This is a genomic window from Streptomyces sp. NPDC004721, assembly GCF_053601495.1.
Genome location: NZ_JBSGBZ010000013.1, coordinates 84276 through 97121, shown reverse-complemented (window position 1 = coordinate 97121; position 12846 = coordinate 84276). Strand labels below are relative to the sequence as shown.

General features: G+C 69.5%; 6 protein-coding genes. All 6 read left to right on the top strand.

Going from position 1 to position 12846, the window contains the following annotated elements; translation table 11 throughout:
- Nucleotides 1-299 precede the first annotated feature (299 nt).
- The 6 genes from ACWEK3_RS14665 to pulA all read left to right on the top strand — a co-directional run bounded on the left by ACWEK3_RS14665 (nt 300) and on the right by pulA (nt 12812).
- Nucleotides 300-1574 (top strand): extracellular solute-binding protein, encoded by a 1275-nt coding sequence (locus tag ACWEK3_RS14665; protein ID WP_450544965.1) that lies wholly within the window; start codon nt 300-302, stop codon nt 1572-1574.
- Between the two features lie 100 nt (nt 1575-1674).
- On the top strand, nt 1675-2679 hold the full coding sequence (locus tag ACWEK3_RS14660; protein WP_450544963.1) for a carbohydrate ABC transporter permease: 1005 nt from the start codon (nt 1675-1677) through the stop codon (nt 2677-2679).
- Between the two features lie 19 nt (nt 2680-2698).
- Nucleotides 2699-3604, top strand: a complete 906-nt coding sequence (locus ACWEK3_RS14655) for a sugar ABC transporter permease (RefSeq protein ID WP_384087280.1) — start codon at nt 2699-2701, stop codon at nt 3602-3604.
- Between the two features lie 232 nt (nt 3605-3836).
- Nucleotides 3837-5525, top strand: coding sequence for a glycoside hydrolase family 13 protein (locus ACWEK3_RS14650; protein ID WP_450544960.1), 1689 nt, complete (start codon nt 3837-3839; stop codon nt 5523-5525).
- A 132-nt stretch (nt 5526-5657) separates the two neighbouring features.
- Nucleotides 5658-7034, top strand: a complete 1377-nt coding sequence (locus ACWEK3_RS14645) for an alpha-amylase (RefSeq protein ID WP_453249798.1) — start codon at nt 5658-5660, stop codon at nt 7032-7034.
- Nucleotides 7035-7367: 333 nt separating this feature from the next.
- Nucleotides 7368-12812: a pullulanase-type alpha-1,6-glucosidase gene (gene pulA / locus ACWEK3_RS14640; protein WP_453249797.1), complete on the top strand. Its 5445-nt coding sequence runs from the start codon at nt 7368-7370 to the stop codon at nt 12810-12812.
- Nucleotides 12813-12846: the final 34 nt, after the last annotated feature.

Genomic DNA, 12846 nt, shown 5'->3' with positions numbered 1-12846 from the left:
GGTCCGCAACGGGATGATTCCTCCCTCACCATCATCTGGCAAGGGCTTGCAGAGTCTTGCACAAGTGTCCGAGGGGCCGCCTGCCCGCGTGAAATCAGGGTCGTAGGGCCTGCTCCGGAAGATCACGAAGTGGTAACTCGCCTGCCGTCTTGCACTTTTTTTCTGCAAGGTCTTTCGCGAAGCTTGCAACGCTGTTACGTTCTCGGTCGCCCGGCGGCGGCAACGGCGCGGTCGGCAAGTCGGCAGGGCGGCGGACGGGACCGTTCCCTGTTCACGGGCTTAACCCTCAAGGAGAACTCATGCGGCGTGGCATAGCGGCCACCGCGCTGGTGGCGTCCCTCGCTCTCGCGGCGACGGCGTGCGGCGGGAGCGACAGCGGCAGCGACAAGTCGGACGGTCCGGTGACCATCACCTGGTGGGACACCTCCAACGCCACCAACGAGGCACCGACGTACCAGGCCCTGGTCAAGCAGTTCGAAGCGGCCAACAAGGACATCAAGGTCAAGTACGTCAACGTCCAGTTCGACCAGGCGCAGAACAAGTTCGACACGGCCGCCGGCTCCAAGGGCGCCCCGGACGTGCTGCGCTCCGAGGTCGGCTGGACCCCGGCCTTCGCCAAGAAGGGCTACTTCGTGCCGCTGGACGGCACCGAGGCCCTCGCCGAGCAGGACAAGTTCCAGCCCAGCCTGATCACGCAGGCCCAGTACGAGGGCAAGACCTACGGCGTCCCGTTCGTCACCGACACCCTGGCCCTTGTCTACAACAAGGACCTGTTCAAGAAGGCCGGCATCTCCGAGGCCCCCAAGACCTGGGACGAGCTGAAGTCCGCCGCCGCCAAGATCAAGGACAAGACCGGCGTCGACGGCTACTGGGGCTCCACCCAGGCCTACTACGCCCAGAGCTTCCTCTACGGCGAGGGCACCAACACCGTCGACGCCGACGCCAAGAAGATCACCATGAACTCGGCGCCCGCCAAGAAGGCCTACGGCACCTGGCTCAGCCTGTTCGACGGCAAGGGCCTGCACAAGGCCGACACCACCGCCGACGCCTACGCCCACATCCAGGACGCGTTCGTCAACGGCAAGGTCGCCGCGATCATCCAGGGTCCCTGGGAGATCACCAACTTCTACAAGGGCTCCGCCTTCGCGGACAAGTCCAACCTGGGCATCGCCACCGTCCCGGCCGGCTCCGCCGGCAAGGCGGGCGCCCCGACCGGCGGCCACAACCTCTCCGTCTACGCCGGCTCGGACAAGGCCCACCAGGACGCGGCCCTGAAGTTCGTGCGCTGGATGACCTCGGCGAAGACCCAGGAGGCCATCGCCCTGAAGAACTCCACGCTGCCCACCCGCGACGACGCCTACACCGCGGAGGTCAAGGCCGACCCCGGGATCGCCGGCTACCAGGGCGTCCTGCCCGCCGCCCAGCCGCGCCCGGCGCTGCCCGAGTACGGCTCCCTGTGGGGCCCGCTCGACAGCGAGCTGCCCAAGATCGCCGCCGGCAAGGAGTCCCTGGACAAGGGCCTGAGCAACGCGGAACTCGCGATCGCCAAGCTGGTCCCCGACTTCAGCAAGTGAGCCGTCGTGGCCGTCGGAGTGCTCCCGCGAAGGGGAGGACTCCGACGGCCACCGGCCTGTGCCCAGCCCAACTCCCTGATCTTGCAAAAGGTGTCGAACCATGACAGTCGCCATCGACCGCGCGACCGGCAGGCGCCGCGGTGACCGCGCGCCTCGGCCCGGGCTGGGGCAGCGCCTGAAGAACGGCTACCAGAAGTACTGGTATGCCTACGCGATGATCGCGCCGGTGGTCGTCGTGCTCGGCGGCATCGTGGGATACCCCCTGGTGCGGGGCTTCTACCTGACCCTCACCGATGCCAACAGCCTCAACTCGGCGCGCACCATCGGCGTCAACCACATCGAGGCCACCTACAGGTTCATCGGGCTGGACAACTACCAGGACATCCTCTTCGGCCCGACCGCGTACGACCGGTTCTGGTCGCACTTCCTGTGGACCGTCTTCTGGACGGCCGCCTGCGTGTTCCTGCACTACAGCATCGGCCTCGGCCTCGCGCTCATGCTCAACCAGAAGCTGCGCGGCCGCACCTTCTACCGGCTGATGCTGGTCCTGCCCTGGGCCGTGCCGACCTTCGTCACGGTCTTCTCCTGGCGGATCATGCTCGCCGACTCCGGTGTGCTCAACCAGGTGCTCGGCAGCCTGCACCTGCCCCAGCCGCAGTGGCTCGAGGACACCTTCTGGCAGCGGTTCGCCGCGATCATGGTCAACACCTGGTGCGGGGTGCCGTTCATGATGCTCTCGCTGCTCGGCGGCCTCCAGTCCATCGATTCCACGCTCTACGAGGCCGCGGAGATGGACGGCGCGAGCGCCTGGCAGCGCTTCCGGCACGTCACGCTGCCCGGTCTGCGCGCGGTCAGCTCCACCGTGGTGCTGCTCGGCGTCATCTGGACCTTCAACCAGTTCGCCATCATCTTCCTGCTGTTCGGCCCCTACAGCGCGCCCGACGCCCAGATCCTCGTCACCTGGGCCTACTACCTGGGCTTCGGACAGCAGCCGCGCGACTTCGCCCAGTCCGCCGCGTACGGCGTACTGCTGCTGTCGATCCTCACCGTCTTCACCTCCTTCTACTTCCGCTGGCTGAAGCGCAATGACCAGCTCGCCGTCTGACGCCGCAGGAGCTGCCGCCATGAGCACCACGATCCTCGAAAAGACTCCGGCCGGACCGGCGTCCGCCCCGCCGCCCCCGCGCCGGACCCGCCGGCGGGGCGAGCGCGGCCCGCTCGGCAGCGCCCTCCTGCACGGCGGCCTCGCCGTGGCGAGCCTCGTCGCGCTGGCCCCGGTGGCCTGGCTGTTCTTCCTGTCGCTCGGCCCGGACAAGGACGACTACCTGCACCCCGGCGAGATCTTCGGCAAGCTCACCTTCTCCAACTACAGCTTCGTGCTGCAGCACACCGCCTTCTTCGACTGGCTCAAGTCGACGATGATCGTGGCCCTCGGCACCACCCTGATCGGCGTCTTCGTCGCCGCCACCACCGGCTACGCGGTCTCGCGCATGCGCTTTCCCGGCTACAAGCAGCTGATGTGGGTGCTGCTGCTCACCCAGGCCTTTCCGATCGCCATCCTGATCGTGCCGATGTACGAGATCTTCAGCCGGTTCGGTCTCATCGACACGTACTGGGCCCTGATCGTCATCAACTGCACCACGGCCGTGCCCTACAGCGCCTGGCTCCTCAAGGGCTACTTCGACACCATCCCCTTCGAGATCGACGAGGCCGGACGCGTGGACGGGCTGAGCCCCTTCGGCACCTTCGTACGACTGATCCTGCCGCTGGCCCGCCCGGGACTGGCCGTCGCGGCCTTCTACAACTTCATCACCGCCGTCGGCGAGGTCGCGTTCGCGACCACCTTCATGCTGGACGACTCCAAGTACACCTTCGCGGTCGGTCTGCAGAGCTTCGTCAGCGAGCACGACGCCCAGTGGAACTACATGGCCGCCACCGCGGTGTTGATCGCCGTTCCGGTGTCGGTTTTCTTCTATCTTGTCCAGAAAAACCTCGTCACCGGCCTCACCGCGGGCGGTACCAAGGGCTGACCCCCACCCACTGTCGACGGCTCCCGCGCGGATGGCGGCCGCGGTGCCCTTCCCCAGGCTCTTCGAGCAGGGGGACCCCCGGACCCCGCTGTCACCGCGCCCGCCTCGTCACCCGGACGCCGTCTCCCGCACCCACGACAAGCAATCGCCTGACAAGCAATCGCCTGACAAGCAATCACCCCCGAGCTCTCGACTTCGCCCGAGCAGGGGAACCCGACGCACCAAGGACGCCATGAGCAAGCAGCACTTCCCGGCCGAATCCCCCCTCTCCGAAGCGGCTGCCGCCACCGTCGCCCCGCGTCGCGACTGGTGGCGGGACGCGGTGATCTACCAGGTCTATCCCCGCAGCTTCGCCGACGGCGACGGCGACGGCATGGGCGACCTGGAGGGCGTACGCTCCCGCCTGCCGTACCTGCGCGACCTCGGTGTGGACGCCGTCTGGCTCAGCCCGTTCTACGCCTCCCCGCAGGCCGACGCCGGCTACGACGTCGCCGACTACCGGGCCGTCGACCCCATGTTCGGCAACCTGCTGGACGCCGACGCGATGATCCGCGACGCCCACGCGCTGGGCCTGAGGGTCATCGTCGACATCGTGCCCAACCACTCCTCCGACCAGCACGAATGGTTCAAGCGCGCGCTCGTGGAGGGCCCCGGCTCCGCCCTGCGCGACCGCTACCACTTCCGCCCCGGCAAGGGCGCGAACGGCGAACTCCCGCCCAACGACTGGGAGTCCATCTTCGGCGGCCCCGCCTGGACCAGGGTCACCGAGCCGGACGGCACCCCCGGCGAGTGGTACCTGCACCTGTTCGCGCCCGAGCAGCCCGACTTCGACTGGGACCACCCGGCCGTGGGCGACGAGTTCCGCTCGATCCTTCGGTTCTGGCTCGACATGGGCGTCGACGGCTTCCGCATCGACGTGGCGCACGGCCTGGTCAAGGCCGAGGGCCTGCCCGACCTCGGCACCCACGACCAGCTGAAGCTGCTGGGCAACGATGTCATGCCGTTCTTCGACCAGGACGGCGTGCACGCGATCTACCGGCAGTGGCGGCACATCCTCGACGAATACCCGGGCGACCGGATCTTCGTCGCGGAGGCGTGGACCCCGACCGTCGAACGCACCGCGAACTACGTGCGCCCCGACGAACTGCACCAGGCGTTCAACTTCCAGTACCTGAGCACCGCGTGGGACGCCGGCGAGCTCCGCGAGGTCATCGACCGCACCCTTGAGTCGATGCGGCCGGTGGGTGCCCCGGCCACCTGGGTGCTGTCGAACCACGACGTCACCCGGCACGCCACCCGCTTCGCCAACCCGCCCGGCCTCGGCACCCAGATCCGCAGCGCCGGCGACCGCGATCTCGGCCTGCGCCGGGCGCGCGCGGCCACGCTGCTGATGCTGGCGCTGCCCGGTTCGGCCTACGTCTACCAGGGCGAGGAACTGGGCCTGCCGGACGTCGTGGACCTGCCGGACGAGGTGCGCCAGGATCCGGCGTACTTCCGGGGCGAGGGCCAGGACGGGTTCCGCGACGGATGCCGGGTGCCGATCCCGTGGACCCGCGAGGGCTCCTCCTACGGATTCGGCGGCGGTGGCAGCTGGCTCCCGCAGCCCGCGCACTGGGGCCGGCTGAGCGTGGCGGCCCAGCAGGGCGTACCGGGCTCCACCCTGGAGCTGTACCGCTCGGCCCTCGCCGCCCGCCGCGCCCACCCCGACCTGGGCGCCGGCGACGCGGTGGAGTGGCTGCGCGCGCCCGAGGGCGTCCTCGCCTTCCGGCGCGGTGAGTTCGTCTGCGTGGCGAACACGACCGGCGAGTCGGTGACCACCCCGGCGTACGGCCGTGTGCTGCTCACGAGCGGCGAGGTGACGGAGGCGGACGACGAGGCGAAGGTCCCGTCCGACACGACGGTGTGGTGGACCACGGCCTGACCCGACAGGTCACAGTTTCACATCAACTCCCCACGGCCCGCTGCCCGTTGAGGCGGCGGGCCTTCTACCATCCGGGGTCATCGACTTGCTGAACCTTTCAGCAAGGGCCTTCAACGGAGAAGGAACCCCCACATGACCATCCGCAGGCCCCTTTCATGCGCGGCCGCCCTCGCCGTGGCTGCCTCGGTGGCCCTCGCGGCCCCCGCCGCCGCCTCCCCGCCCGGCACGAAGGACGTCACCGCGGTCCTCTTCGAGTGGAATTACGCCTCGGTCGCCAAGGAGTGCGCGAACACCCTCGGCCCGGCCGGCTACGGCTACGTCCAGGTCTCCCCGCCCGCCGAGCACATCCAGGGTCCGCAGTGGTGGACGTCGTACCAGCCGGTGAGTTACAAGATCGCCGGTCGGCTCGGCGATCGTGCCGCGTTCCAGGACATGGTCAACACCTGCCACGCGGCGGGCGTGAAGGTCGTCGTCGACACCGTCATCAACCACATGTCGGCGGGCAGCGGCACCGGCACCGGCGGCTCCTCGTACACGAAGTACGACTACCCGGGCCTGTACTCGGTCTACGACTTCGACGACTGCATGGCCCCGATCACCAACTACCAGGACCGCTGGAACGTCCAGCACTGCGAACTGGTGGGCCTCGCCGACCTCGACACCGGCGAGGAGTACGTCCGCAAGACCATCGCCGGCTACATGAACGACCTGCTCTCCCTCGGGGTCGACGGCTTCCGCGTCGACGCGGCCAAGCACATGGACACGGCCGACCTCGCCAACATCAAGTCCCGCCTGACGAACCGTTCCGCCTACTGGAAGCAGGAGGTCATCCACGGCGCCGGCGAGGCGGTCCAGCCGGGCGAGTACACGGGCAACGGCGACGTCCAGGAGTTCCGCTACGCCTACGACCTCAAGCGGGTCTTCACCAACGAGAAGCTCGCGTACCTCAAGAACTACGGCGAGGGCTGGGGCTATCTGAGCAACTCGGTGGCCGGCGTGTTCGTCGACAACCACGACACCGAGCGCAACGGCTCGACCCTCAACTACAAGAACGGCGCCAACTACACGCTGGCCAACGTCTTCATGCTGGCCTGGCCCTACGGCGCCCCCGACATCAACTCCGCCTACGAGTGGTCCGACGCGGACGCCGGTCCCCCCAACGGCGGCAAGGTCAACGCCTGCTGGCAGGACGGCTGGAAGTGCCAGCACGCCTGGCCGGAGATCAAGTCCATGGTCGCCTTCCGCAACGCCACCCGCGGCCAGTCGGTGACGAACTGGTGGGACAACGGCAACAACGCCATCGCCTTCGGCCGGGGCGCCAAGGGCTTCGTGGCCGTCAACCACGAGACGGGCACCCTGACCCGCACCTACCAGACGTCCCTCCCGGCGGGCACGTACTGCAACGTGCAGAACAACACGACGGTGACGGTGAACGGCTCCGGCCAGTTCACCGCGACACTCGGCTCCAACACGGCACTGGCCCTCTACTCGGGCAAGCCGAGTTGCTGACGGCCCGGAGCCTGCTCCTGCGGCCGGTCGAGCCGGACGACGTACCGGCTCACCGCCGCCTGTGGCCCGACCCGCTGGTGCGCCGCCACCTCGGCGGGCCCCCCGGAGGCGGTCGGCATCCGCGAGCGGGGCTGCGTGGGCGCCCCCGGGCTACGCACGCGGGGCGCCGGCCCCTGCCGGGGGGCGTGTTGGTGAAAAGAGTTGCTGTGACTTGCAGAGGTCTTGCTGTAAGCCTTGCGCAGGCGATACGGTCGCGCCCACGCCCGGCGGCGTCGTCGATGCCGGGGCGAGGGGCCGCAATCAAGTGAGCCGTACCGCCAAGGAGTTCACCCCGTGATACCGAGATGGCCGGCGCCCTCGCGGCGCCGCACCCCGTCAGGCGGACGTGTCGCCGCCGTCACCGCGGCCGCGCTCGCCGCGGCGCTCGTCCCACCGCTCACGGCACAGGCGGCCGGGAAACCGCCCGCGCCGCCCTCGGACGCGAGGCTCGCCGCCGAGCCGGCGCGGCACGACGCGACCCGGGAGCAGTTCTACTTCGTCCTGCCGGACCGTTTCGCCAACGGGGACACGTCCAACGACCGGGGCGGGCTGACCGGTTCACGGCTCGCCACCGGCTACGACCCCACCGACAAGGGCTTCTACCAGGGCGGCGACCTCAAGGGCCTGACGAACCGGCTCGACTACGTCAAGGGCCTCGGCACCACGGCCATCTGGCTGGCACCGATCTTCAAGAACCAGCCCGTGCAGGGGACCGGCAAGGACGCCTCCGCCGGGTACCACGGCTACTGGATCACCGACTTCACCCAGGTCGACCCGCACTTCGGCACCAACAAGGACCTCGAAACCCTCATCTCCAAGGCGCACGCCAAGGGCATGAAGGTCTTCTTCGACGTCATCACGAACCACACCGCCGACGTCATCGACTACGAGGACGGCTCCCACGAGTACCTGTCCAAGGGTGCCTTCCCGTACCTGACCAAGGACGGCCGGCCCTTCGACGACGCCGACTACGCGGATGGCACGAAGAAGTTCCCCGCCGTGGACGCCTCCTCCTTCCCGCGCACACCGGTCGTCCCGGCCGCCAAGAAGAACGCCAAGGTCCCGTCCTGGCTCAACGACCCGGCGATGTACCACAACCGTGGCGACTCCACCTACGCCGGCGAGAACTCCACCTACGGCGACTTCTCCGGCCTCGACGACCTGTGGACCGAGCGCCCCGAGGTCGTCAGCGGCATGGAGAAGATCTACCAGCGCTGGGTGAAGGACTTCGGTGTCGACGGCTTCCGCATCGACACCGTCAAGCACGTCGACATGGAGTTCTGGACTCAGTGGGCCACGGCGCTCGACACGTACGCCGCCGCCCACGGCCGCAAGGACTTCTTCATGTTCGGCGAGGTCTACTCCGCCGACACCTCCGTGAACGCCCCGTACGTCACCGAGGGCCGCCTCGACGCCACGCTCGACTTCCCGTTCCAGGACGCGGCCCGCGCCTACGCCTCCCAGGGCGGCAGCGCGAAGAGGCTCGCGGGCGTCTTCGGCGACGACTACAAGTACACGACCGACAAGGCCAACGCCTATGAGCAGGTCACCTTCCTCGGCAACCACGACATGGGCCGCATCGGGTACTTCCTGAAGCAGGACGACCCGAAGGCGACCGACGCCGAGATCCTGCGCAAGGACAAGCTCGCCAACGAGCTGATGTTCCTCAGCCGAGGCAACCCCGTCGTCTACTACGGCGACGAACAGGGCTTCACCGGCTCCGGCGGCGACAAGGACGCCCGCCAGACCATGTTCGCCTCCCGGGTCGCCGACTACCTCGACGACGACCGGATCGGCACCGACCGCGGCCACGAGAGCGACGCCTACGACACCACCGCGCCGCTCTACCGGCAGATCGCCGGCCTCGCGAAGCTCCGCAAGGACAACCCTGCCCTCACGGACGGCGTCCAGACCGAGCGCTACGCCGCGGACGGGCCCGGTGTCTACGCCTTCACCCGCACCGACGCCCGGACCGAGGCCGAGTACGTCGTCGCCTTCAACAACGCGGGCGAGGCGAGGACGGCCACGTTCGCCACCGGCTCGGCGCGGATGACGTACCGAGGGATCCACGGCACCGGGGCGGCCGTGACCTCCGACGCCGACCGCAGGGTCACCGTCACCGTCCCGGCCGGATCCGCCGTCGTCCTCAAGGCCGCGGGCACCCTCGACCGGCCCGCCACCAAGCCCGCCGTCACCCTCATGCCCCCCGCCGCGGGCGCCACCGGCACCGTCGAGCTGACCGCCGACGTCACCGGTGGGCAGCTCAACCGGGTCGTCTTCGCCGCGCAGACCGGGAACGGCCCCTGGAAGGTGCTCGGCTCCGCCGACCACGCCCCCTACCGGGTCACCCAGACCGTGGCCCGGACCGTCCCGGCCGGCACCGCCCTGCGCTACAAGGCGGTCGTCGTCGACTCGGCGGGCCGCACGGCGAGCGCGACCGCGGACTCCACCACCGGCACCCCGCCGGCCCCCGAGATCCCCACCGCCTCCTCCCGCGAGTACGCGGTCGTCCACTACAAGCGCGCCGACGGCGACTACGCCAACTGGGGCCTGTACGCCTGGGGCGACCTCGCCGACGGCGAGTCGACCACCTGGCCGAACAGCCACCCCTTCACCGGCCGGGACGCCTACGGAGCCTTCGCCTACGTGAAGCTGAAGCCGGGCGCTTCCGACGTCGGCTTCCTGGTCATCGACAGGGACGGGAACAAGGACGTCTCCGCCGACCGGTCCATCGACGTCACCAGGACCGGCGAGGTCTGGGTCGAACAGGGCAAGGAGGCCGTACAGACGGCGCGGCCCGAGTATCCGGCGCAGGACACCTCCAAGGCCGTGCTCCACTACCACCGCGCCGACGGGAACTACGACGGCTGGGGCCTGCACGTCTGGACCGGCGCCGCCAACCCCACCGACTGGTCGAAACCCCTCCAGCCGGTCAAGACTGACTCCTATGGCGCGGTCTTCGAGGTACCGCTCACCGACGGTGCCACCAGTCTCAGCTACATCATCCACAAGGGCGACGAGAAGGACCTGCCCGCCGACCAGTCCCTGGACCTCAAGGCGGCCAACGGCCACGAGGTGTGGCTGATGAACGGCCAGGACAAGCCCCTGCTGCCGCAGCCCACCGGCGGCGCGGGCGCCCTCGACCTCACCACCTCGAAGGCGGTCTGGATCGACCGGGACACGGTGGCCCTCAAGGGCGTGGAGGGCGCCGCCTCCACCCAGCTCGTCTACTCCCACGACGGCTCGATCACCGTCCAGAACGGGACGCTGACCAGCGACGACGAGCGCTGGCTGCGGCTTGCCAGGACCACGCTCACCGACACCCAGAAGGCGAAGTTCCCGCATCTGAAGGACTACACCGCCTACTCCGTCGACCCGCGGGACCGCGCCCGCGTCCGCGAGGCCCTGCGTGGCCAGGTCGTCGCCTCCCAGCGGGCTGCTGGGGGTACCTCCCAGGCGTCAAGCTCTGGGAGAGGTGCCGTGCTCGCCGCGACCGGAGTCCAGCTCGCGGGCGTGCTCGACGACGTGTACGGCACCTCGGCCGCCAAGGCGCAGCTCGGCCCCGTCTTCCACCAGGGCAGGCCCACGCTGAGTGTGTGGGCGCCGACCGCGCGGAGCGTGGCCCTGGAGCTGGACGGCAAGTCGGTCGCCATGCACCGCGACGACACGACCGGCGTCTGGTCCGTCACGGGCCCGGCGTCGTGGAAGAACAAGCCCTACCGGTACGTCGTGACGGTATGGGCGCCCACCGTCCGCAAGGTGGTCACCAACAAGGTCACCGACCCGTACTCCGTCGCCCTCACCGCGAACTCCGAGCGGAGCCTCGTCGTCGACCTCGACGACAGGGCGCTGGCCCCGAGCGGCTGGTCGGGCCTGGCCAAGCCCAAGGCCGTACCCCTGCGCGACGCCCAGATCCAGGAGCTGCACATCCGGGACTTCTCCGTCGCGGACCGGACGGTCCCGGCCCGGGACCAGGGCACCTACCTGGCCTTCACGGACAAGAACAGCGACGGCTCCCGGCACCTGCGGGAGCTGGCGAAGGCGGGCACGTCGTACGTGCACCTGCTGCCCGCCTTCGACATCGCCACCATTCCCGAGAAGAAGGCCGACCAGGCGACCCCGGGCTGCGACCTGGCCTCCTACCCGGCCGACTCCGAGCGGCAGCAGGCGTGCGTGGCGGCGACCGCCGCGCGGGACGCCTACAACTGGGGCTACGACCCCTACCACTACACGGTCCCCGAGGGCTCCTACGCCACCGACCCGGACGGCACGGCCCGTACCGTCGAGTTCCGGCAGATGGTCAAGGCGCTCAACCAGGACGGGCTGCGCGTCGTCATGGACGTCGTCTACAACCACACGGCCGCCGCCGGCCAGGCGGACACCTCCGTGCTCGACAGGGTCGTGCCCGGCTACTACCAGCGGCTCCTCGCCGACGGGACGGTGGCCAACAGCACCTGCTGCGCGAACACCGCGCCCGAGAACGCCATGATGGGCAAGCTGGTCGTGGACTCGGTCGTCACCTGGGCCCGGCAGTACAAGGTCGACGGCTTCCGCTTCGACCTCATGGGCCACCACCCCAAGGCCAACATGCTCGCCGTCCGCAAGGCGCTCGACGCGCTCACGCTCGAGAAGGACGGCGTGGACGGCAGGAACATCATCCTGTACGGCGAGGGCTGGAACTTCGGCGAGGTCGCCGACGACGCGCGGTTCGTCCAGGCCACGCAGCGGAACATGGCGGGCACGGACATCGCGACCTTCTCCGACCGGGCCCGTGACGCGGTCCGCGGCGGCGGCCCCTTCGACGACGACCCGGGCGTCCAGGGCTTCGCCTCCGGCCTCTACACCGACCCCAACTCCTCCCCGGGCAACGGCAGCAGGGCCGAGCAGAAGGCCCGCCTGCTGCACTACCAGGACCTGATCAAGGTCGGCCTGAGCGGCAACCTCGCCGCGTACCGCTTCACCGACACCGGCGGCAGGGAGGTCACCGGAGCCGAGGTCGACTACAACGGCGCGCCCGCCGGATACGCGGACGCCCCCGGCGACGCCCTCGCCTACGCCGACGCGCACGACAACGAGTCGCTGTTCGACGCCCTCGCCTACAAACTGCCGTCCACCACGAGCGCGGACGACCGGGCCCGGATGCAGGTCCTGGCGATGGCGACGGCCGCGCTGTCGCAGGGGCCGGCGCTGTCCCAGGCCGGGACCGACCTGCTGCGCTCGAAGTCCCTCGACCGCAACTCCTACGACAGCGGCGACTGGTTCAACGCCATCCACTGGAACTGCGCCGACGGCAACGGCTTCGGCCGCGGGCTGCCCATGGCGGCCGACAACCAGGACAAGTGGCCGTACGCCAAGCCGCTGCTCACCTCCGTCGCGGTGGGCTGCCCGCAGATCCAGGGGGCCTCGGCCGCGTACCGGGACCTGCTGCGCATCCGCACCACGGAGCGGGCCTTCTCCCTGGGCACAGCCGCGGAGGTGCAGCGGAAGCTGTCCTTCCCGCTGTCGGGCGGCGACGAGACGCCCGGCGTGATCACCATGAGGCTCGGTGACCTCGTCGTGGTGTTCAACGCCACGCCCGAACCGCAGCGGCAGCGTGTCACAGAGCTCGCGGGGACCGACTACCGGCTGCACCCGGTGCAGACGGCGGGTGCCGATCCGGTGGTGAAGACCTCGTCGTACGAGAGGGCGACCGGGTCGTTCACGGTCCCGGCGCGTACGGTCGCGGTGTTCAGGAACTAGCGCGGGTCCCCGGTAGACCCGGAACAGGAGTGCT

Excerpts from the sequence above, each read along its gene's own strand:
- ACWEK3_RS14660 (WP_450544963.1), top strand. The coding sequence starts at position 1,675 with ATGACAGTCGCCATCGACCGCGCGACCGGCAGGCGCCGCGGTGACCGC.
- ACWEK3_RS14665 (WP_450544965.1), top strand. The coding sequence starts at position 300 with ATGCGGCGTGGCATAGCGGCCACCGCGCTGGTGGCGTCCCTCGCTCTC.
- ACWEK3_RS14655 (WP_384087280.1), top strand. The coding sequence starts at position 2,699 with ATGAGCACCACGATCCTCGAAAAGACTCCGGCCGGACCGGCGTCCGCC.
- ACWEK3_RS14645 (WP_453249798.1), top strand. The coding sequence starts at position 5,658 with ATGACCATCCGCAGGCCCCTTTCATGCGCGGCCGCCCTCGCCGTGGCT.
- ACWEK3_RS14650 (WP_450544960.1), top strand. The coding sequence starts at position 3,837 with ATGAGCAAGCAGCACTTCCCGGCCGAATCCCCCCTCTCCGAAGCGGCT.